Here is a 24931-nt window from a genome sequence, read left to right as displayed (position 1 = left end):
GGCTAATGGTGAAAGACCATTAGTCCTTATTTCTATTCATGCGGAATTACTTCGCATTAGTTACTTAACACTGACTACTTATTGTCATCCTTACGCTTCTTACCGCCTGCGATGCCAAGAAGAGCAAACATTGCGGAGATGAAGCCAAGGTCAGCTAACATTTGAGCGTTACCAGTATTACCAGTTTGTGGTAATCTCATGTGACCCTTCTGACTAGCAGCTGCGCCATTACCAGCTCCGGTACCAGTAGCACCGTTACCAGCAAGACCTGCAGCACCGAAGTCAAGGCTTGATGCAACTTGACCTGCACCTGTATCGTAACCGAGGTTAGTAAGACCACCGTTACCAGCGAAGCCAGTATTACCAGTGTTGATTACACCGTTGCCATTATTAGCAGCACCGTTGTTACCAGCGTTACCAGCGTTACCGGCGTTGTTACCGTTATTGCCTTGGTTGCCATTGTTCTTACCACCATTATTGATGCTGGTTGAAGTTTGGCCACCATTGCTACCGCTGACACTTGAAGCGTTACTCAAGCTTTCACTGAGACTTGCACTTTGTTGTACTGATTCACTAGCAGATTGTGATTCACTAACACTGATACTCAAGCTCCGTGATGCTGGGTCATTGTTTGAAATGGAGTTGGAGATAACTTGACTAGTTGAAGCGGATGCACTAACTGATTCTGAACTAGAGTTGCTACCAGTTGAAGTACCTTCAGACTTAGAACCAGCGGCATGTGATTCACTTGTGCTGTTATTACCGTTAGAAGCACTGAGGCTTGCGGATAATGATTCAGAAGCACTGGTGCTAATTGAGTCACTCATTGATTCGCTAGCACTAAGTGATGCACTAGTTGATTCACTTGCACTGATAGATTCTGACTTACTCTTACTCATGCTTGCGCTATCTAATCCAGCATGTGATTCGCTCGTGCTGTTATCACCATTTGAAGTGCTGAGGCTTGCAGATAGTGATTCAGAAGCACTAGCACTAATTGAAGTGCTCATTGATGCGGATGCACTGGATGAAGTACTCAAACTCATCGAAGCAGATTCACTAGAACTGATGCTCAAGCTGAGACTTGCGAGTGATTGACTAGTAGCTTCATCAACTTGGCTTTGCTTTGCGCTAAGTGATGTTGATGTTGAAGCACTGTCAGAAACTGAAGTACTCAAGCTCCGTGATGCGCTTTGACTTGCAGAAGTTGAAGCAGATTCGCTGGTGCTAAGGCTGGTTGAAGCACTTGCGGATGCGGAACGGCTTGCTTCGGCTTGTGAGTTCTTAGCGCTCAAACTCATTGATGCACTGTCAGATAATGAGGTGCTCAAGGATTGACTTGCACTAAGACTTGTAGATGCGCTGGTGCTCATTGAAGTTGAAGTACTCAAGCTTGCACTGGTTGAAGCACTTTGACTTGCACTAGTTGATGCAGATTCACTAGCAGAAGTTGATGCGCTTGCGCTAAGGCTTGCGGAAGCACTCGTACTCAAGGAGCTGGATGCTGAAGCACTGTTGCTCAATGATGTGCTGAGTGATTCACTAGCACTCGTTGATAGACTAGCGGAAGTTGATGCGCTAGCACTTGCAGATGCACTGGCACTTTGTGAACCGCTAAGACTAAGTGATGCGGATGCGCTCGTACTCATTGAAGTTGAAGTACTCAAACTTGCACTAGTAGATGCGCTTTGACTTGCACTAGCTGAAGCAGATTCACTTGAGCTGAGACTAGTTGAAGCACTGGTACTCAAGGAGTCAGAAATTGAAGTACTGTCAGATAATGAGGTACTCAATGAACGACTTGCACTGTTGCTCAAACTAGTTGATACAGATTCGCTATCGCTAAGTGAAGTGCTCAAGCTCCGTGATGAACTAGTACTCAAGCTGTCAGATACTGAAGTACTATCACTGAGGCTGGTGCTGAGTGAACGACTTGCACTGTTAGATACAGATGTTGAAGTTGATTCACTGTCACTAAGACTAGTACTCAATGATTGACTTGCGCTGGCACTTGCAGATGCACTAGCACTTTGTGAACCGCTGAGACTAAGTGATGCGGATTCACTAGAACTCAAACTAGTTGAAGCGGAGTTGCTCAAGCTAGTAGATACAGAGTTGCTATCAGAAACTGAAGTACTCAAGCTCCGTGATGCGCTATCTGATACAGAAGTGCTCATTGAACGACTTGCACTGTTACTCAAGGAGTCAGATACGGAAGTGCTATCACTCAAGGATGTGCTGAGTGAACGACTTGCGCTCTCACTGAGACTTTCTGATACAGATACACTCGTGCTGAGTGATGTACTCAATGAAGCAGATGCGCTCAAGCTCCGACTCATATCAGCGTTGGAGTTGCTGAGGCTGGTGCTCAATGAGGTTGAAGCACTGTCACTTACAGATGTACTGAGTGAACGACTGTCAGATACTGAAGTACTCAAGCTCCGTGATGCACTGTTACTCAAACTATCAGATACTGATGTACTGTCACTAAGGCTGGTGCTGAGTGAACGACTGTCAGATACTGAAGTGCTCAAGCTTGCGGATTCACTAGAACTAAGTGATGTTGAAGTACTCAAACTAGTACTCAATGATGCAGATGCACTTGAACTCAAACTAGTTGAAGCGGAGTTGCTCAAGGAGCCAGATACTGAGTTGCTGTCGCTAAGACTAGTACTCAATGAACGACTTGCGCTGTCACTAAGACTAGTTGATACAGACTCGCTATCACTCAATGATGTGCTGAGTGAACGACTTGCACTGACAGAAGCAGTTGATTGACTTGCGCTAAGTGAAAGTGATGTTGATTCGCTATCGCTTAATGAAGTACTGAGTGAACGACTGTCGGATACTGAAGTGCTCAAGCTCCGTGATGCACTATCGCTAAGACTAGTAGATACTGATTGACTACCACTCAAGCTAGTGCTCAAGGATGCGGATTCACTTGAACTGAGACTAGTTGAAGCGGAGTTGCTCAAACTGTCGGATACTGAGTTGCTGTCGCTAAGACTAGTACTCAATGAACGACTATCAGATACGGAAGTACTCAAACTCCGTGATGCGCTGTCACTAAGACTAGTTGATTTGGATTGGCTATCGCTCAAGCTGATGCTCAAACTAGTACTCAATGATGCGGATTCACTAGAACTCAAACTAGTTGAAGCGGAATCACTCAAGCTATCTGAAGTTGAGGTGCTCTTGCTGAGTGATGTACTCAGTGATGCACTAGCACTTTGACTAGCAGATACTGATTGACTGTTCTTGATAGAGTCGGAAGTAGATTCGCTAGCTGATACAGATTCACTCTTTGATGTACTGTCAGATACTGAGGTACTCAAGCTCCGTGATGCACTGTTGCTCAAACTGTCTGAAGTTGAAGCACTACCACTAAGTGAAGTACTCAATGATTGACTTGCGCTAGCACTTGCGGATGCAGAAGCACTGTTAGATACAGATACTGATGTTGATTCGCTTGAACTTACTGATTCACTCTTGGAAGTTGAATCGCTGAGACTAGTGGAAAGTGAACGACTTGCACTGTTACTAATGCTGTCAGCAGTTGAAGTGCTATCACTTACAGAAGTGCTCAAGGATTGACTCTTGCTGAGGGAAGTACTCAATGAACTACTCAAGCTATCACTAAGACTGCTACTCTTTGAGATACTATCGCTCAAGCTGGTGCTCAAGGATGCAGATGCACTTGAACTCAGACTAGTTGAAGCAGAGTTGCTCAAGCTGTCTGATACTGAGTTGCTGTCGCTAAGACTAGTACTCAATGAACGACTATCACTAACACTAGTGCTGAGTGATTGACTTAAGCTATCGGATACTGAAGTAGAATCGCTGAGACTAGTTGAAAGTGAGCCGCTCAAGCTAGAACTTACACTAGCACTGAGTGAACGACTTGTACTGTTACTCAAGCTGTCTGAAGTTGAAGTACTGTCGCTAAGTGAAGTACTCAAGGATTGGCTTGCACTAGCACTTGCGGATGCAAAAGCACTGTTAGATACAGATACTGATGTTGATTCGCTAGCTGATACAGATTCGCTCTTTGATGTACTGTCAGAAACTGAAGTACTCAAGCTCCGTGATGCGCTATCACTGAGACTAGTTGAGGTTGAAGTGCTCTTGCTAATTGAAGTACTCAATGATGCACTAGCACTGCTGCTCAAACTGTCTGAAGTTGATTCACTAGTGCTCAACTTGGTGCTAAGTGAAGTACTGTCGCTGAGACTAGTTGAAAGTGAAGTTGAAGCACTATCACTCAAACTAGTACTCAATGAACGACTGTCGGATACTGAAGTACTCAAACTCCGTGATTCACTGTCGCTAAGACTAGTTGATTCAGATTGACTACCACTCAAGCTGGTACTCAAACTAGAACTCAACGATGCGGATTCGCTTGAACTGAGACTAGTTGAAGCACTGTCACTCAAGCTATCTGAAGTTGAAGTGCTCTTGCTAATTGAGGTACTCAATGATGCACTTGCACTTTGACTAGCAGATACTGATTGACTGTTCTTGATAGAGTCTGAAGTTGATTCACTAGCTGATACGGAGTCGCTCTTTGATGTACTGTCAGAGACTGAAGTACTCAAGCTCCGTGATGCACTGTTGCTAATGCTGTCAGCAGTTGAAGTACTATCACTTACAGAAGTGCTCAAGGATTGACTCTTGCTGAGGGAAGTACTCAATGAACTACTCAAACTATCACTAAGACTACTGCTCTTTGAGATACTGTCGCTAAGACTGGTGCTCAAGGATTGACTAGCCTTGTCACTAAGACTGGTAGATTCAGATTGACTACTACTCAAGCTTGAACTCAATGATGTTGATGCACTAGCACTGAGTGAACGACTTGTGCTGTTACTCAAACTATCTGAAGTTGAAGTGCTGTCACTCAATGAAGTACTCAAGGATTGACTTGCACTAGTTGAAGTTGAAGCTTCTTGACTGTTCTTAACAGATGTTGAAGTCGATTCACTAGCACTTACTGACTCACTCTTGGAAGTACTGTCAGATACGGAAGTACTCAAACTCCGTGATGCGCTGTCGCTAAGGCTAGTTGACGTTGAACCACTAGTACTCAACTTGGTGCTAAGTGAAGTGCTGTCACTGAGACTAGTTGAAAGTGATGTTGAAGAACTGTCACTTACTGAAGTACTCAATGAACGACTGTCAGAGATTGAAGTACTTAAGCTCCGTGATGCACTGTCGCTAAGACTAGTGGATTCGGATTGGCTACCACTCAAGCTGGTGCTCAATGATGCAGATTCACTTGAACTCAAACTAGTTGAAGCGGAGTTGCTCAAACTGTCTGAAGTTGAAGTACTGTCGCTAAGTGATGTGCTCAAGGATTGACTTGCACTAGCACTTGCGGATGCTGAAGCACTGTTAGATACAGATGCTGATGTTGATTCGCTGGCTGATACGGAGTCACTCTTTGAAGCAGAGTCACTTTGACTAGTTGAAAGTGAACGACTTGCACTGTTGCTTAAGCTGTCAGATGTTGATTCGCTATCACTTACAGATGTGCTGAGTGAACGACTGTCTGAGATTGAAGTACTCAAGCTCCGTGATGCGCTGTCGCTAAGACTAGTGGATTCGGATTGGCTACCACTCAAACTAGTGCTCAATGATGCGGATTCACTAGAACTCAAACTAGTTGAAGCACTGTCACTTAAACTATCAGAAGTTGAAGTACTCTTGCTGAGTGATGTGCTCAACGATGCGCTAGCACTTTCACTAGTAGATGCAGACTGACTGTTCTTAATGGAGTCGGAAGTTGATTCACTAGCTGATACGGATTCGCTCTTTGAAGCACTGTCGGATACTGAAGTACTCAAGGATTGACTTGCGCTAGCACTTGCGGATGCTGAAGCACTGTTAGATACAGATACTGAAGTTGATTCACTAGCTGATACAGATTCACTCTTTGATGTACTGTCAGATACTGAAGTACTCAAGCTCCGTGATGCACTGTCGCTCAAACTATCAGATGTTGAAGCACTGTCACTAAGACTAGTAGATTCAGATTGACTTGAACTAAGTGAACGGCTAAGTGATTGACTCAAACTGTCAGAAACTGAAGTAGAATCACTCAAGCTAGTGGAAAGTGATGAACTCAAGCTTGAACTTGCGCTGTCGCTAAGTGAACGACTAGTGCTGTTACTTAAGGAGTCGCTCTTTGATGTACTGTCACTCAATGAGGTACTCAAGGATTGACTTGCACTAACTGAAGTTGAAGCTTCTTGGCTATCCTTAATGGATGTTGAAGTTGATTCACTGTTCTTGACAGATTCACTAGTTGAAGCACTATTGCTGAGGCTAGTACTCAAGCTCCGTGATGCACTATTACTAATGCTATCGGATACTGAGTTGCTGTTGCTCAAGCTGGTACTCTTGGAAGTGCTGTCACTTAAGGAAGTGCTGAGTGATTGACTTGCTTCGGTACTAAGTGAACCGGAAGTGCTGAGACTTGACGAAAGACTGGCACTTGCGCTATCGCTGAGTGAACGACTGGCACTACCAGATAATGATTCGCTCTTTGAAGTACTATCAGATACTGATGTGCTCAAGGATTGACTTGCACTAGCACTTGCTGATGCTTCTTGACTATCCTTAACAGATGTTGAAGTTGATTCACTAGCTGATACGGATTCGCTCTTTGAAGCACTGTCGGATACCGAAGTACTCAAACTCCGTGATGCGCTATTGCTCAAGCTATCTGAAACTGATGCACTATCGCTAAGACTAGTGGATTCGGATTGACTTGAACTAAGTGAACGACTTGCACTGTTGCTTAAGGAGTCACTCTTTGAAGTACTGTCACTCAAACTAGTGGAAAGTGATGAACTCAATCTTGAACTTACACTGTCGCTGAGTGAACGACTAGTACTGTTGCTCAAGGACTCGCTCTTCGAAGTACTGTCAGATACTGAAGTACTCAAGGATTGACTTGCGCTAGCACTTGCGGATGCTGAAGCACTGTTAGATACAGATGTTGAAGTTGATTCGCTGGAGCTTACTGATTCACTCTTAGAAGTAGAATCACTAAGACTAGTTGAAAGTGAACGACTTGCGCTGTTGCTTAAGCTATCAGAGGTTGAAGTACTATCACTTACAGAAGTGCTTAAGGAGTCGCTCTTGCTGAGTGAAGTACTCAAGGAACTACTCAAGCTATCGCTGAGACTGCTACTCTTTGAAATACTGTCGCTAAGACTAGTACTCAAGGATTGGCTAGCCTTGTTGCTGAGTGAAGTACTATCACTGAGACTAGTTGAAAGTGAAGTTGAAAGACTTGAACTTTCCTTCGTACTCAAGGATACTGATTCACTTTGCTTTACAGATTCGCTAGTTGAAACTGATTCGCTCAAACTAGTGGACCGTGAAGCTTCAGCACTATCCTTAGTGGATTCTGACTTGGAGTTAGCATCACTTAATGATGTACTCAAGGAGCGGCTCAAGCTGTCGCTAAGACTATTACTCTTTGAAATACTACCACTAAGACTTGTACTCAAGGATTGACTGTCGCTGAGTGACGTGCTTAGGCTCCGTGATGCCTTATCACTAAGGCTAGTGGATTCGGATTGGCTAGCAGAAAGTGAACCGCTAAGTGACTTGCTCAAACTATCGGACTTAGAAGTAGAATCGCTAAGGCTAGTTGAAAGTGATGAACTTAAGCTTGAACTTGCACTATCGCTAAGTGAACGACTGGTACTGTTGCTCAAGGAGTCACTCTTGGAAGTGCTATCAGATACTGATGTGCTCAAGGATTGACTTGCGCTAGCGCTTGCGGATGCAGAAGCACTGTTAGATACAGATGCTGATGTTGATTCGCTTGAACTTACTGATTCACTCTTAGAAGCGGAGTCACTAAGACTAGTGGAAAGTGAACGACTTGCACTGTTGCTTAAGCTGTCAGATACTGATTCGCTATCACTAAGACTAGCTGATTCAGATTGACTTGAACTAAGTGAACGACTAAGTGACTTGCTCAAACTATCAGACTTAGAAGTTGAATCACTCAAACTAGTGGAAAGTGATGAACTCAAGCTTGAACTTGCGCTGTCGCTGAGTGAACGACTGGTGCTGTTGCTCAAGCTGGTACTCTTTGAAGTGCTGTCAGATACTGAAGTACTCAAGCTTGAACTTGCACTAACTGATGTAGAAGCACTTTGGCTGTCCTTGATCGAGTCTGAAGTGGATTGACTATTCTTGACAGATTCACTAGTTGAAGCACTGTCACTAAGGCTAGTACTCAAGCTCCGTGATGCACTGTTGCTAATGCTATCGGATACTGAGTTGCTGTTGCTCAAACTAATGCTCTTTGAAGTGCTGTCACTCAATGAAGTGCTCAAGGATTGACTTGCTTTAGTACTGAGTGAACCAGAAGTGCTGAGGCTTGATGAAAGACTGGCACTTGCACTATCGCTGAGTGAACGACTAGTACTGTTAGATACGGATTCGCTCTTGGATGTACTGTCACTCAATGAAGTACTGAGTGATTGACTTGCACTAGCTGAAGCAGAAGCATCTTGACTTTCTTTAATCGAAGTTGAAACTGACTTACTTTGATCAGTGGAGAGTGAATTGGAAGTACTTTGACTAAGTGAAGTACTCAATGATGAATCTTCACTATTCTTAACAGATTCACTCTTAGAAGCACTATCACTAAGGCTGGTAGATTCAGATTGACTACCAGAAAGTGAACTGCTGAGTGACTTGCTCAAACTGTCAGACTTAGAAATAGAATCGCTCAAACTAGTGGAAAGTGAACTACTCAAGCTTGAACTTACGCTGTCGCTAAGTGAACGACTGGTACTATCACTCAAACTAGTACTCTTCGAAGTACTGTCAGATACTGAAGTACTCAAGGATTGACTTGTGCTTACTGATGTTGAAGCACTTTGACTGTTCTTAACAGATGTTGAAGTAGATTCACTGTTCTTAACAGATTTGCTAGTTGATTCACTGTCACTAAGGCTAGTAGATTCAGATTGACTTGCACTTGTTGATGCAGAAACGCTTTGACTATTCTTGATAGACGTTGAAACTGACTTACTTTGATCAGTGGAAAGCGAACTGGAAGTGCTTTCACTAAGCGAAGTACTCAACGATGATTCTTCACTATTCTTAACAGATTCACTCTTAGACTTGCTATCAGAAGCAGAAGTACTCAAGGATTGACTAGTAGAAAGTGAACCGCTGAGTGACTTACTCAAACTGTCAGACTTAGAAGTTGAATCGCTAAGGCTAGTAGAAAGTGATGAGCTTAAGCTTGAACTTACGCTGTCGCTAAGTGAACGACTGGTACTATTACTTAAACTAGCACTCTTCGAAGTACTGTCAGATTGTGAAGTGCTCAAGGATTGACTTGCACTAGCGGATGCTGAAGCGCTTTGACTATCCTTGATTGAGTCTGAAGTGGATTGACTGTTCTTAACAGATTCACTAGTTGATTCACTGGCACTGAGGCTAGTACTCAATGAACGACTTTGACTATCCTTGATTGATTCAGAAGTTGAGCTACTTTCACTGTTCTTAATTGAAGTAGAAGTCGATTGACTAGCACTTACGGATTCAGAAGTTGACTTGCTATCACTCAAGCTGGTTGATTCAGATTGACTTACTGAAGCTGAAGTTGAAGCATCCTCACTATTCTTGATAGATGTTGAAACTGACTTACTTTGATCAGTTGAAAGTGAGTTTGAAGTGCTTTGACTAAGTGAAGTGCTTAAGGATGAATCTTCACTGTTCTTGATTGATTCACTCTTGGACTTGCTATCTGAAGCTGAAGTACTCAAGGATTGACTAGCAGAAAGTGAGCTGCTAAGTGACTTGCTCAAGCTATCAGACTTAGAAGTAGAATCGCTTAAGCTAGTTGAAAGTGAACTAGATGTTTCTTCACTATTCTTAATTGAAGTTGAAGTCGATTGACTAGCACTTACGGATTCAGCAGTCGACTTGCTATCACTCAAGCTAGTTGATTCAGATTGACTTGCACTAGCTGAGGCAGAAGCACTTTGACTATCCTTGATAGACGTTGAAGTGGATTCGCTGGAGCTTACTGATTCACTAGTTGACTTAGAATCACTCAAGCTCGTACTCTTCGATACGCTGTCGCTCAAACTAGTGGAGAGTGAACTAGATGTTTCTTCACTATTCTTAATTGAAGTAGAAGTTGATTGACTGGCGCTTACTGATTCAGCAGTCGACTTGCTATCACTCAAGCTAGTAGATTCAGATTGACTTGCACTAGCGGATGCTGAAGCACTTTGACTATCCTTGATAGACGTTGAGGTAGATTCACTGGAGCTTACTGATTCACTCTTTGAAGTGCTGTTGCTCAATGAAGTACTCAAGGATTGACTAGCAGAAAGTGAACCGCTAAGTGACTTGCTCAAGCTTTCAGACTTAGAAGTAGAATCGCTTAAGCTAGTGGAAAGTGAGCTTGAAGCCTCTTCACTATTCTTAATTGAAGCCGAAGTAGATTCACTGGAGCTTACTGATTCGCTCTTTGAAGTGCTGTCACTCAATGAAGTACTCAAGGATGCGTCTTGACTCTTCTTAATTGAGTCTGAAGTTGAAACTGAATCACTTAAACTCGTACTCTTGGAATTACTGTCACTTAAGCTAGTGGAAAGCGAACTGGATGTTTCTTCACTGTTCTTAATCGAAGTTGAAGTTGATTGACTTGCACTTACTGATTCAGCAGTTGACTTGCTATCACTCAAGCTGGTTGATTCAGATTGACTTGCACTAGCTGAGGCAGAAGTACTTTGACTATCCTTGATAGACGTTGAAGTAGATTCACTGGAGCTTACTGATTCACTAGTTGACTTACTATCTGAAGCTGAAGTACTCAAGGATTGACTAGCAGAAAGTGAACCGCTAAGTGACTTGCTCAAGCTTTCAGACTTAGAAGTAGAATCGCTAAGGCTAGTAGAAAGTGAGCTTGAAGCCTCTTCACTATTCTTGATAGATGTTGAAGTTGACTTGCTTTGATCAGTAGAAAGTGAACTTGATGTACTTTGACTGAGTGATGTGCTTAATGAATCTTTTTGACTATCACTAGTTGATTTAGAAGTCGACTTACTCTGACTTTGTTGAGTACTTAAGCTGCTTGATTGACTTGCTGAAATACTTTCTGAAGTTGAAGACTTCTCGCTTTCCGAAATACTCTTGGAAGTAGAATTTTGCTCAGAAATGCTCTTTGAGTTAGATTCACTATCAGCTGTACTCTTAGAAATCGAAGCTGACTTTGATGCATTAGATTCGCTATCGGCAGTACTCTTAGAAAGTGAAGCTGACTTCGATGCATTAGATTCGCTATCAGCAATACTCTTTGAGTTAGATTCACTGTCAGCTGTACTCTTAGAAGCCGATTCACTATTGCTGGTACTCTTAGAGGTTGACTCACTGAGCGTTGTTTTACCGTTGTATACAACTTGTGTAGTATTAGGCTTATTAACATTGCCAAAAAGATTGGTTGCTAATTGTTGCTGCTTAGCAATTTGTAAGTCAGTATTAACATTTTCAGTTGGACTAATGTATATTCCAGAAACTACTCCACCACCATTTGAATAGTTTCCATAACTACTAATCAATATGGCTGACTTAGTAGTAGTACCAGCTTCGGTAACTTCAATATTTGAAGCATTAACTCCTACATGGATATCTTGTTGACTAGCAGTACTGTTATATACATAACCTGTTCCTTTATTAAAGGTAACTACGTTTGGATTATTAATAGATACGGTAGCATTAGCCTGATTTGTTGAAATGTTAGATGCATCCCCATATGTAGTAGCTGTTAAGGTTGCACCATTATTAATATCCATCTGGAACTTAGACGAATTACCAGTTGAAATTCCACTTTGACCACCATTTACTGTGTAGTAACTATTACTACCAAATGACATGATATTGCCATCCTGATCAGAACGTGAATTACTACTACCGTCAATTGTTAAGTTAACATTAGACTTACCAATGGTTACGTTGTTTTCATAATCATTTGAAGAACCATTGTTCATCAAAACATTGAAGTTAGATGACTTCATGTTAACGTTAGAGTTATCACCAACAGTAAAGCTATTACCTTGGTTCCAACTATTACCAGCAATTGGTTGGTTCATGATCACGTTACCGGTGGTTGAGCCTTCCATGTTGACAGTGGCGTTGTTGCCAACAGTAAATTCATGAGCATGAATGTTGTCCCGAGCATCAACGTTGTAGGCGGTTAAGCCATTAGCATTCATGTTCAAGGTTGCACCGTCGCTCACATCTACCCCATTAGCAATGTAAAGTTGTGATGTACCCTGGCTATCGTTTGGGTTAGCCCAGAAGTAAGTGTTAACATCTGCTCCATTTTCTGCTTGGTAAGAACTAGCAGCATTAATGTTAACTGTACCCTTAATGGTGACCTTGTTTTGACCTTGACCAACAGTTTCAGAACGAACTGCAGTCCCACCAGTAATATTAGTATTTTCAAGGACTAAGTTAGTGTTACCCGGATTACTTAATGGCCGGAATGCACCATAACTTGAAGAAGTGTAGATGTCAGCGTTTTTAACAGTAACTTCAGTAGTGGTATCAGCAGTACTATTACTAATTGCAATGTTATTGTTATTATTTCTGACATACGTAGAACCAGCCTTATTGCCGTTAAAGTACATCTTGTAACCATTAGCATTGATGTTCAATGAGTGGCTAATGTTTAATTGACCATATCCATAATTACTGAAGTCAATGTTACCGACTAAGTTAATGTTAGTAACATTCTTGTCTTGAATTGCCTTTTGGAACTCAGCAACTGTTGAAACATCAACGCCACCGTTATCCTTGCTGGTAACGATCTCAGTTTGTTGTTTTTGAACAAGGCTAGTACCAAATAGATTTGCTAATTGTTTGGCAGTTAGCTTTTGATTACCTTCCTGGATAGTTTTACCATTAACTGTTAATGTTGCAGTTCCAGCTAAGTTAACATTGTCACCTAGTGTGGTGCTGTTCATTGAGTTAACGGTTGAACTAGCAGCGGATGTGTTCAGGCTATTATTTGAACCTGAAGTTGAACCACTAGTACTGCTTACTTGGCTACCAATAGTACTTGCACTGCCAGAAGTGGTAGATGCGGAGGTTGAAGTGGAACCTGAAGTACTTGAAGCACCTGAAGTAGATGTTGAGGAGCTAGTTGAGCCACTAGTGCTTGAACTGCTGGAAGTTGAGGTTGAAGTAGAACCACTTGCTGTTGAAGTGGATGTACTACCGCTTTCAGAAGTTGAAGCATTGCTCATACTAGTTGAGTTAGTACTGTTGCTGTTTGATTGAACGTTACTTTCTGAGTAAGTCCGTGATTGGCTAGTACTATTAGCGGTTAAACTATCAACGGTACTAGAGTTTTGGTTGCTCACGGAAGCTGAAGTTGATTCAGTCTGAGAAGCAGTCCCTAAAACTTGTTCACCGTTTAAGTTAGCTTGCTTTTGAACATTAGTATCAGCAAAAGCATTTCCGGTCATCATTGCACTACCACCAAGAACGGCAGTCATTGCAGACAACCCTTTAATATAAGCTTCTGTCGTGTCACTTAATTTACTTTCGTCTAATGCATCTGGGTCCGCATTCTTTGCCTTAACACTGTTCTTATCTTGAACAGCAAGAAGCTTGAAGAACCGATCCAGAGAACTCATCCAACCCTGGTGAGTCTTGTAAAGCTTTACTTTACTGTCATCAGAATTGAACATCTTCTTTTTATTTCTCCGATTGACCATAAAAAAGCTCCCTCTCATTAAATAGTTAAGTAAATGTAATGAATTAATTAAGAAAATGAAAAACTTATTAAACTCCTATCAAGTAATAGTTTATTACGATTCTTAGAAAATGTTAACACTTTTGATTGAATTTATTTATCGCTTGTTTACTTCTCTGCAATACTACTGTTAAGGCATTTATCGGCATTCAATTATGCATTTAGTTAGTGAATATGGAAAAGCTGTCAATCACTCTATTTAACAGCATTTAGTGACTTCAAATAAGCAACATTATTTTGGAAAATACAAATTTATTTTTTATTTAAAGCTAATTGGTAAAAGAAAAAGTTTCAAATAATTATTTAATCTAATGAAATATCCATCATATGTTGATTGTCTTATAGACTTTTTAGCGATTTCTGTACCGTACTTTTGCTTTTTGGTTTTCAATTGATAACTTAGGTTTAAGGGTAAAAGAAAAGGAACTTAACAGAAGTCGTTTATGGCTTCTATTAAGTTCCCGTCGACAAGTTTCTTCTATTGAATTGTTGGTTGATAAGTAGTACAGATTTTACGACCGTTGCGCATGAAGACGCAAACTGTTTGGGGATCAACCGTCCCAACAAATGACCGTTCTGGGTAGTAAGTAATTAATCCGCTATCAGTCTCAATCTCTGCTTCACCAATTCGTTCACCATTTGCCGTCATTTCGATAACGGTCGTTGTCTTGTTATTTTTAACAAAAACTGCTGGCTGAGCAGCCGAAATCTTCATATTTGGAAGAACCTTTCCGGCAACAACCTCAACCTTTGATTGACCATTCTGACCATTAACATACGTGGTATTTTTAATATCATATTTCGCAACGTCAATTGTAAAATCAACTTCGTGTGAATCACCATTTGCGGTTTTCGCTAATAACTTGATTGGTGACGTTTGACCACTGAATCCGGCAGCCGCTTCAAAATGAATTTTGTTTCCCTGGGTTAAGGTAAAGGTATTTACCCCACCGCCAATTAACTTTTGCTTTAATACTTTAGCTGGTGTTTCCTGACCATTAACCACGAAGCTTAACTTAGTCACTGGTAATTCTAAAATTGGCTGGCCATTAGGAAGGATTAACCGCCGTGCCGTAATTTGCGGAACATAACTAGAATTACTGTATAGGTTATTAATCATCGTCTGGTACTGCTCAATCGTTAAGTTAGTGTATAGGAACAAGCTCGTTGTTGTATCACTAAACATGATCCTTCTCTGCAAATGGTATTGCGGAAGAAGGGTATTTGGCTGGTATTGCAAGAATCCAACACGAGAGAACTCATCATTAGCAATGATGTAAACCGGCGCAATCTTACCCTCATATTGAAGGTCGTTATTATAAAAGGCTACCTTTAACTGGAATAGCTTATCAGTTGCGACAAATGTTAATTGGTAGGTTCCCACGTTAGCACCAGCAATCGGCTGACCATTTTCATCAGCTTTTAGTGCCGGTAAAGTAGCAACCGCTTGTTGAGCACTCTTCTGGTTAAACGAAACAAATTGCGTCCGTTGCGGATCATTAAGGTATGGCGAGGTGCTCAATGCAAATGAGGTTTTGACGCCCTGATCATTTTGAATATCAATTGTCTTTTCCTGAACCTGTGTCCCTAACAAGCCAAAGCTTTGTTGCCGACCACCAATAAACATATTAGCAAGGTAAATCTGTGCGTTTCGCCCTTCCTTTACAATTGTGGTGGGATCAAAGCTAGTAATTTGATTACCATATTGGTCAAGCAGGACTCCTTGAGGTGCCTTCAAACTAATTGGATCATACTTTCCCGCTGCATTAGGCGAGAAAGAAACTACTTGAACGGGATGCTGCATATCACCACTAACTGAATTGATGATAAGCGAACCCTTTGTTTTACTCTTATTTTGGCCCATCCCAGCATTAACGTTGTTAACCAGTGCAGCGTTACCGTCAACCTTGCCGGAAACGGACCGACCGGCCACGTTATTAGGTTTGGTGTTTATTTTTTGATCATAATCGGTCATTTAACGTCCCTCCTGCAAGGCTTTCAACTGATAACCTTAAAATTTTCTTAACATTATTTTAACCTAATATTAGCCCCTTCCATTCTCCTTTTCAAGTGACTTGTTAAAAAAATAACAATAAATTTATTATCAAGTGTTCAAAAAGATAAAAGGCCAAGTAAACATCGTCACTTAGCCTTTTATCTTTTTGAATAGAGGTATAATTTTCTTCTATTTTTAACGTTATTAATTAACAAATCGTTAAACAAGTGTTAATTAAATGCTCAGTCTTAAAATACTGGTTGATAGCTACACTTAACTACCTGATTGTTCTTCAGGTAAATCAAAACAGTAATCTCGTCCAATTGACCGGTATAGCCTGATAACTGAACCAGGTTAATTTCTCCAGTTGCCGGATCGATTTGTGCCTCACCAACAGTTTGACCATTAGCAGTAACATTAATAATTGTTGTGTTATTACCATCCTTAGCAAAGAAGACCTGCTGTACATTAGCCTTCTTTAAAGGAACATCAGTATTTCCAGCACGGAAAACAACTTGATCCTTTTGGTGGTCAGCAGAATATGCAATTGCTGGTTTCAGGATTGTGGTAACGTAATCGACCGTATGCCGATCACCATTAACTGTTGTTACACTCAACTTAACCGGAGCAACTTTACCGCTAAATTGCTTTGCTGGAACCACATTAATTGCGTTTCCCATAATTTTAAACAGGTTGCTCTCCCCATTAGCTAGAAACTGTTTTAGCTTTGAAGCATTCGATTGCTTACTGTTAATGACAAAATGGATCTCCCGGATTGGAATTTGGAGAAACTTCTCGCCGTCTTGATCATCAACTTCTTTAGCAACAACTTGGTCAACTTTTGCCTTTACTGCTGCAGGATTAACCAATGCTGGTGTTTGCGGTTGGGTGATAGAAATTGTTTGAATTTTCTTTCCAGCAGATTCCGTTGTCGTCTGTTGAACGTCCGGTTCTGTCGATAATTCATTATTAGATACCGCAGACTGCGCATCCTCGAGTTGTTGCCGAAGCATTGACCGATAATCAGCCAAACTCATCTTCGTCCGTAAGGAGAGCGGTTCGCCCTCCCCTGTTGCTGACGTAAATGCAGTCGCAACAAATAAGGATTCTGTATCCTTATTAGTCGATAAGTCTTTTGGTGCTGATTCACTTTCTCTTTTGAGAGATTGTGTCGGTGCTTGACTAGTTGTTAAGACCTGTTTATTGTTTGCTGACGTTTCAGATTTATTTTCCATAATATTACCACTGCCTTTGCTAAATCATTATTCCGTTAGCAGAATCGCGGTTATCTTATGGATAAAATCCACAAGAATACAGTAATTGTTTTCCATTAAATTACTGCAATAGAAGCTAACCTCTTTTTCATAATTCAGTTGATAGATTAATTCATTACTCAACTATTACTATAACCCTAGTAAACTGATTTCGCAATGTACAAATTTAACCTAAAACTTTCTCAATGCATCCCCAAGGAACTTCCAATAATCTAATAAAAGTGACATGTCAACCACGTTCAGATCATCCAAACTTAATTTAGTCATATCATTCACACTAACCCGCAAAATATTGAGAAAACTAGTCATGCGCACAATTTTGGCCTGCTGAACCTGTGGTAGTCGGTCTAAGATAACAGTTTGCAATTCTTGAAGAACACCGTCATAAAAACCAACTTTATCCGTTGCTTGAATTGGGAGCGCCGTAAAGATTTCTTCACTTTGCTGGGCAAATGATTGGTGCCATTGATCCATGGCTATCCAGTATAGCTGGTATAGCCGCTGATCATCTGCTGTTCCATTTTCAGGACGGTAACGATTAACTGCTTTCCACTGCGCAAGGACTTCAAGGTATAGAGACTCATGCCGTGTCCATACCTGATCTTCACGGTTAGCAGTAATCCAATGTTGAAGATCATCAATTAACTTTTGCGGATTAATATTTTGATCCACTCAAAAAACTCCTTTCGGTCTCCAATAATATTAAATTTTATTTCCCGTGACTAAAAAATTGCGCAGCCTTAATTGCTTGTTGCCAGCCGGTATAAAGGGTCGCGGCCTTTTGGGGTTCCATTTGCGGGACAAATTCATCCCCGATCTTCGAAAGTTTCTTTACTTCATCCTGATCATGCCAGAAGTCAACTGCAAGACCAGCAAGAAAGGCAGCTCCTAAAGCCGTCGTTTCTTCCATTGCCGCCCGCTTAATTGGTGTTTGTAAAATGTCAGCCTGGAATTGCATCATGAAATTATTCCGTGATGCTCCACCATTTACGGTTAAGGCCTTCAATGGCAAGTTAGTATCCTTGACCATCGTATCAACAACATCACGAGTCTGGTAGGCAATTGATTCTAGGGTTGCCCGAACAATATGTCCCCGATTAGTTCCTCGGGTCAAGCCAAACATGGCACCACGGACTTCCTGATCCCAGTACGGTGCTCCAAGTCCGGTAAACGATGGAACGACATATACACCACCGGTAGTCTTCGCGTCAACGGCCATCTGTTCTGACTCGCTCGCGTGCTTAAATAACTGTAAACCGTCACGTAACCATTGCACTGCAGACCCGGCAACAAAAATACTTCCTTCAAGGGCATAGTATGTCTTGCCGTCAATTCCGTAAGCAATCGTCGTTAATAGACCATTATCCGAAAGAGTCGGTTCCAATCCCGTATTCATCACGATAAAGGCACCGGTCCCATAGGTATTCTTAACCGACCCCTTTTCATAAGCTGCTTGACCAAACAAAGCCGCCTGTTGGTCCCCCGCAATTCCGGCAATTGGGATCTGCACACCAAAGAAGTGGTAATCACCAGTATAGCCATAGATTGTAGAACTTGGCTTGACTTCTGGCAGCATTGCTTCTGGAATATCTAACAATTTCAGAATATCCTGATCCCACTTCAGATCGTGGATATTAAAGAGCATTGTCCGACTCGCGTTAGTAACATCTGTAGCGTGAACCCGTCGACTAGAAAGGTTCCATAATAGCCAAGTATCGATCGTTCCAAAGAGCAGATCACCATTAGCTGCCTTTTGTCGTGCTCCGGGGACTCGATCCAAGATCCACTTAATCTTGGTTGCCGCAAAGTACGAGTCGATTACCAGCCCGGTCTTTTGGTGGATCATGTCCTTATAGCCGTCTTTAATTAGCTGTTCTGCAATCTCACTAGTTTGTTTTGATTGCCAAACGATCGCGTGATAGATCGGCTTACCGGTGTGACGATCCCAAATAACGGTGGTTTCCCGCTGGTTAGTAATTCCGATAGAAGCAATCTTATATGGTGGGATCTGAGACTTGATCATGACATCCGAGATCACTGACTGGACGGCATCCCAAATCTCCATTGCATCATGTTCAACCCAACCAGGCTGCGGAAAGTATTGGGGAAACTCTCGTTGGCTCATTGCTACTTTATTTCCTTGGTGATCAAAGATGATCGCCCGCGTACTAGTGGTCCCTTCATCAATCGCCATTACATATTGTTGTTCATTCAAAATTCTCATCCTTTTCAAATTAAGCTCAGGAACGGTCGAAAAAAGGGAGCCAAGCTAACTGCCCAGCCCCCTCTAATGCTCTGTTTACTTGTCGCTAACCATCTTGCCAGCAACACTGTAACGGTCTTTTCGCATTTCATTTAAAACGATGTGAATTCGTTCAGCTGGGACATTAGCATCCTTTGAAATAGCAGCTGTAACATCCTTTACCAAGGCCTTTAACTGTTCGTCAGTCCGACCTTCAAGCAAATCAATATGTACTAATGGCATTTGTATGCCCTCCCTTGTTAAATTTATTTAATCTTACCATAATCGACTATCTTCCGGCAATTATTCTTATTAACCACGACGACCAAGTCGTTTCCGTACTTCGTTAACAATCTCATACGGCCCGGTGTAAAGAATGTGATCACCATATTCAAGAACAGTATCCCCGCTTGGCGAAATCGGCTTATGCTTGCGGTAAATTCGACTAACCGTAATTTGATCAATAAATGGTAGGCTGCGAAGTTCAATACCAACATAACGCTGATTATGAATTGTCGCTTCAAACAATCCTGAATGAGTACTCATCAGCATTTCAAAGACCGATGGTGATTCAATCAGCGAACGCAGAACACTATTCTGGACCACAAAGCTATTGAAGATTTCTACTCCGAGACGGTTAAGCTCATCAATATGTTCGGTTGAAATCTTTGGGTTTTGAACACTCGCAATTACCCGTTTAACACCATGTTTTTTTGCTAGGACTGCCATTTGATAATTCTTGTTATCATTTCTGAAGCCAAGAACCATCACGTCAGTATCAAAGTAATCACCGTTATCAAGCGCCTGCTCATCAATCTTTTCAAGGTATTTTAGATCATCAACCTCGCTGTTGAAAGTCTTGTAGTTATCCTGGTTATCGGTCAGCATCCGAACAACATACCAATTATGGGACAACTGCTGGGCAACCGGAACAGTTAGGGTATTCGCACCAATAATGACAACCCGTTCCTTAACCAGGTCTTCTTTATTTAACTTATAGGTTGAATTAAAGACGATCGGAGCCACGACACAAACAATCACGGCCGCTAACACGAAGGCATCTGATTGCGTACTTGTAATTGCATGAAGGTTCTTAGCCACTTGTAGTGATGGCAGGACCAAAGTAATTGTTGTAACGGTTAGGAAACTACCAGCAAACGAATTTCGGCTGTTAAAGCGCCGACGATAGATTAACATTGTTGGTAGCTTGGCGATAATAAAGCAGGCCACCAAAACTGGAATTAACGCTAGTGCAGTACTATTAGCAAATAACGATTTTAGATCTAATCGGACCCCCGTCATAATAAAGAAGATCGGGATAAAGAAGCCGTAACCAATTGAAGTTAACTTTTCCTGAGTAGCCTCGCTTGGTTCCAGTAATTTCATAACCATTCCAGCAAGGAAGGCTCCCAGAATATTTTCTGCCCCAACTGATTCAGCAACCGTCACCAGAGTAAAAATCAGGAAAAAGGCTAGCCGAATATCAAGCTGGGTAGTCGCCTTAGAAACATTATTGAACCAGACATAGGGTTGACGGAACCGACGTAAAAGGAAAATGGCCGCCAAGAAAAGAAGCACGATTAGCCAAAGACGCCCCGCGTTGTGACCATAAATTGAGGCATAAAATGTCAATGCCAACATCGGAATTACTTCACCGAGGACAGCGGTTAACAGGAGTGTCTGCCCCATCGGTCGACCGAGGATCTCCTTTTCCTTGAGCGTTGCGATAACAACCCCTAAAGCAATCGTTGAAAAGAGTAGCGTTGCCAGTAGAATATCAGAGAACAGTCCCGTAAAGTAAAGGAACACGCCCAGCAGAAAGGCGGTAATAATCACACAGACGAAACTAAGGACAGCAATTGAAACTGGCGACTTAGCATCACGTTTCTTTTGACCAGGGGCCTTCTTAAAGAGGTCAAAATTAATTTCCATTCCGGAGAGGAACATTAAGATAATTACCCCTAAACTAGAAAGCAACGTCAGTGAAGACGTTTCCTGGACGATATTAAAGGCACTCTTCCCGAGGAGAATTCCTGCAACGATTTCCGCAACGGCGGTCGGGATACTTGAAACCTTAAATCGAGCCATTGCAATCGGGATAATAAGTGCCGCCAACATAATAATTAGCATTGATAACTGTTGCATAATTTTCCCTCTCTTACGAAAAAAATAATCAATCTATTATATGATCTTTTTCTAGTACACGGCAAAAGAATTCACTGGGTGAAATTTTCACTGCCAATCTAAGCGGTGTATAATTAAGAAAGAATATTAGTGAGCAACTGTTATTTTGAGAACAATTTGGTACTCACACTTAATTAATTAAAAGGGGTTTTAAATATGCCAAACAAATTATCCGCTTGTACGAGTATTTTGATTGGGAAAAAAGCCAGTATTGATGGCTCAATTATGATTGGTCGAAACGAAGATGCCAAAGCTGCCTGGCCAAAGCACATGATTATTCACCCTCACGGTGCTGTGCCACGCAAGTTTATTTCAAAGGAAACTAAATTGGAACTTGAGCTTCCTGATAATAGCGCCCGTTACTCCGCTACACCTGAATGGACTGATAAGTACGGGTTATTTGAAGAAGACGGAATTAACGAATACAACGTTGCAATGAGTGCAACCGAAAGTGCCTATTCCAATAGTTTAGTATTAGGTGCGGATCCACTAGTCAAGAATGGCCTGAATGAAGAAGCAATGGTAACCGTTGTTTTGCCATTCGTTAAGACTGCTCGTGAAGGAGTTCTCCGTCTTGGTAATTTAATCGCCAAATATGGGACGGGCGAAACTAACGGGGTCCTGTTTGCTGATGATAACGAAGCCTGGTATTTTGAAAGCGGTGCTGGTCATTACTGGGTCGCCCAGCGAATTCCTGATGATTGCTATGCAGTTGTCGCTAACCAATTAGCAATTCAAGAAATTGATTTTAACGACCCAAATAACTTTATGTTCCATCCTGGGATCCAAGAATTCGTTGAAAAGAACCACCTTAATCCGGATCCAGCAACATTTAACTTCCGGAAGATCTTTGGAACGGCTGACCGGTCAGATGCCATTTATAGTGAACCACGGGTTTGGATTGGTCATCAAATGTTCAGCCCGCGTCAGGCTAGTGCTGAAACACCGGAATCAACTGAATTACCATTCTTGATGAAGCCAGACCGCCTTCTTTCAGTGATTGATGCGCAGAACTACTTGAGCAATCACTATGAGGGAACCGAATTTGATCCGTTAACGAGCAGTCCGAATGCACACAAATACCGGCCAATCAGCTTGGCTAAAACTCAGGAATCACACATTCTTCAAACTGGACGCAAGGGCCCAGATATTCACTGGCTCGCCATGGGGGTGGCTAATGAAAGTACCTATGTTCCATTCTTTAATGGGATTACCAAGTTGCCAGCCGCCTATGGTCGAGGAAAACTACCGGCTCAATTAAATTCCGCTTACTGGATCTTCAAGCATGCCAGTGTTCTGGTTGATAGTCATCTTCATGACTTCCTTCCTCTCCTTCGGGATGTTCAAAAAGAACGGAATGTCGCTGCACAAAAGTTAATCCGTGAAACTGATACTAAGGCAGCTGCATTGCAAGGTGATGCATTAACCAACTACTTAAACGATCAAAGTGACAAATTTGCTAACGATACCCTAACCGCGTACCGTAACCTCGCAATGGAATTAATTACGAAGATGACTGATTATTGCGAGTTAAACTTTAAGACGGATGAGAATTTGTAATTAGGATCATTTAAAAACTTAAAAGACCAGCAACATTGTAATTGGTGTTGCTGGTCTTTTGTGTTGGGTGTTTTACTGCGGCATTGCCAAAACGTGCTTTGCCGTGACCGTAGCTTCCGCCTAGCGTTCTGGGCAGCATAGTAGGAATGTGCTCGCCCTAACCTTCCTCGACCTAACGACCTCCACCTCCGACGACGAGACGCCGTTCGGTGGAGAAATCGTTAGCCACCGGAAGGTTTTAACGGTCTCGCACTCTACTTATTATTCAACACAATATCCGATGGCTTTACTTCACTGCCGAAGTAAGGCTTGAGTTGGCTATTGTAATCCTTAGTAAAGAAGTCTTCCTTATTTAACTTGGTGATTTCTTTATTACTCCAATCGAGGAGGGACTTGTTACCCTTCTTAACAGCTGGAGAAATGTATTGCTTAGGACCGATACTCTTAATACCAACTGTGTACTTAGGGTTATTCTTTACCCAAGCGTAAAGGTATGAGTTATCATCAGCAAGTGCTGCGGCCCGGTTATTCTTCAGAGCGTTAAATTGTTGGGTCTTCGAATCAAACTTCAATAGTTGAACACTTGGTTGCTTACTAGTGAAGTAGTTTTCAGCAGTGGTTCCCTTAGTAACAATGACCTTCTTGCCCTTTAATTGACTAACTTTAGTGATTGCCTTCTTCTTTGGCGAAACAACCCCAACGGATACTTTCATGTAAGGCTTAGCAAAGTCAACAACCTTCTTCCGCTCAGGGGTAACGGTGAAGTTAGCCAAAACAATATCAGCCTTATTAGAGTTCAACGTATCAACCCGGTTGTTAGCGTTAACCTGAACAAACTTGGGCTTAACACCAAGATCCTTCGCCATCCGCCGTGCCAATTCAACATCGTAACCTACACGCTTACCATCCTTGTTCACCCAGCCATATGGTGGCAGGTCACCAAAAACGGCAACCCGTAAAGTTCCCCGCTTCTTAATCGCGGAAACGGAACTAGAATCGCTCGCAGCATTTACGGTTGCTGGCTTAAGATAACTTGAACCAGCAAGCAAGGCAATTGTTCCTGCTACAGCAACAGCACCGGCAATAATCTTTTTCCAATTAATCTTCAACATATCAATTCTCCCTTTCTAAAACTCCATGCTTGATAAGAATTCTTCTGCCCGAGCAGTTTGCGGATGTTCAAAGAACTGCTTCCCTGGTGTCTCCTCTAAAATTCGACCGTTTTCCAGGAAGAGAACTTGATCCGCAATCTGTGCCGCAAAATTCATTTCATGAGTAACAATAATCATCGTCATGTGATCCCGATCAGATAACTCCTTAATAATTTCGAGAACCCCACGCACCATTTCTGGGTCGAGGGAAGCGGTGACTTCATCGAAAAGCATTAATTCAGGATGCATTGCTAACGCCCGGACAATTGCAATTCGTTGCTTTTGACCACCTGACAACTGACGAGGGTATGAATTTGCTTGGTCTGCCAAGTCAACCCGTTCCAACAAGGCCAGTGCTTCCTTCTTAACCTCTTCCCGATTCCGCTTTTGAACCTTTGTCGGTGCCAAGAGGATATTATCCAAGACAGTCAGATTCGGGAACAGGTCATAACTTTGAAAAACCATCCCAATCTTTTGGCGCAACTCCTGCCATTCCTTTGGTGAAGGATTAACTTTATTTCCCTTGAAATAGATAGTCCCGTCACGGAATGGTTCCAGACCATTCAGGGTACGGATCAACGTACTCTTTCCAGAACCAGAGGGACCTAGTAACGTCACAACTTCGCCCTTTTTCAATTCGAAATTGATGTCATGCAGGGCTTGCCAATCGCCATAGAATTTATTTAAATGTTCAACTTTAAGAATTTCTTCTGCCAT

General features: G+C 42.0%; 11 protein-coding genes. 1 reads left to right on the top strand and 10 read right to left on the bottom strand.

Annotation, left to right across the window (positions count from 1 at the left end; all coding sequences use genetic code 11):
- Positions 1–74: 74 nt before the first annotated feature.
- The 7 genes from MR181_RS04205 to MR181_RS04175 all read right to left on the bottom strand — a co-directional run bounded on the left by MR181_RS04205 (position 75) and on the right by MR181_RS04175 (position 21464).
- A complete protein-coding gene (locus tag MR181_RS04205) occupies positions 75–13769 on the bottom strand; it encodes a serine-rich glycoprotein adhesin (RefSeq protein WP_242335238.1) in 13695 nt (4564 codons plus the stop codon).
- Between the two features lie 516 nt (positions 13770–14285).
- Positions 14286–15782, bottom strand: coding sequence for a hypothetical protein (locus MR181_RS04200; RefSeq protein ID WP_242335235.1), 1497 nt, complete (start codon positions 15780–15782; stop codon positions 14286–14288).
- Positions 15783–16051: 269 nt separating this feature from the next.
- The gene (locus tag MR181_RS04195) at positions 16052–17038 is read right to left on the bottom strand and encodes a hypothetical protein (RefSeq protein ID WP_242335232.1); all 987 of its coding nucleotides are present in this window, start codon (positions 17036–17038) and stop codon (positions 16052–16054) included.
- Positions 17039–17248: 210 nt separating this feature from the next.
- Positions 17249–17749, bottom strand: coding sequence for a hypothetical protein (locus MR181_RS04190; protein WP_242335229.1), 501 nt, complete (start codon positions 17747–17749; stop codon positions 17249–17251).
- 37 nt (positions 17750–17786) lie between these two features.
- Positions 17787–19292, bottom strand: a complete 1506-nt coding sequence (gene glpK / locus MR181_RS04185) for a glycerol kinase GlpK (RefSeq protein WP_242335227.1) — start codon at positions 19290–19292, stop codon at positions 17787–17789.
- Positions 19293–19376: 84 nt separating this feature from the next.
- Positions 19377–19562, bottom strand: a complete 186-nt coding sequence (locus MR181_RS04180; protein WP_124031687.1) for a 2-hydroxymuconate tautomerase — start codon at positions 19560–19562, stop codon at positions 19377–19379.
- A 69-nt stretch (positions 19563–19631) separates the two neighbouring features.
- Positions 19632–21464, bottom strand: a complete 1833-nt coding sequence (locus MR181_RS04175) for a monovalent cation:proton antiporter family protein (RefSeq protein WP_242335224.1) — start codon at positions 21462–21464, stop codon at positions 19632–19634.
- A 195-nt stretch (positions 21465–21659) separates the two neighbouring features.
- Here MR181_RS04175 and MR181_RS04170 point away from each other — a divergent pair, with 195 nt between their 5' ends.
- Positions 21660–23063: a C69 family dipeptidase gene (locus MR181_RS04170; RefSeq protein ID WP_242335221.1), complete on the top strand. Its 1404-nt coding sequence runs from the start codon at positions 21660–21662 to the stop codon at positions 23061–23063.
- A 10-nt stretch (positions 23064–23073) separates the two neighbouring features.
- On the opposite strand, the gene MR181_RS08765 is transcribed toward MR181_RS04170, so the two are convergent.
- The 3 genes from MR181_RS08765 to MR181_RS04160 form a co-directional block, all read right to left on the bottom strand.
- A complete protein-coding gene (locus tag MR181_RS08765) occupies positions 23074–23202 on the bottom strand; it encodes a hypothetical protein (protein WP_277956487.1) in 129 nt (42 codons plus the stop codon).
- A 115-nt stretch (positions 23203–23317) separates the two neighbouring features.
- Entirely contained in the window at positions 23318–24175 is an 858-nt protein-coding gene (locus tag MR181_RS04165) for a transporter substrate-binding domain-containing protein (protein WP_242335219.1), read from the bottom strand.
- Positions 24176–24190: 15 nt separating this feature from the next.
- Positions 24191–24931: an amino acid ABC transporter ATP-binding protein gene (locus tag MR181_RS04160; protein ID WP_242335216.1), complete on the bottom strand. Its 741-nt coding sequence runs from the start codon at positions 24929–24931 to the stop codon at positions 24191–24193.

The sequence above is a fragment of the Limosilactobacillus urinaemulieris genome (assembly GCF_932750685.1).
Taxonomy (GTDB): Bacteria; Bacillota; Bacilli; order Lactobacillales; family Lactobacillaceae; genus Limosilactobacillus; species Limosilactobacillus urinaemulieris.
This window is presented reverse-complemented; position numbering and strand designations above follow the sequence as displayed.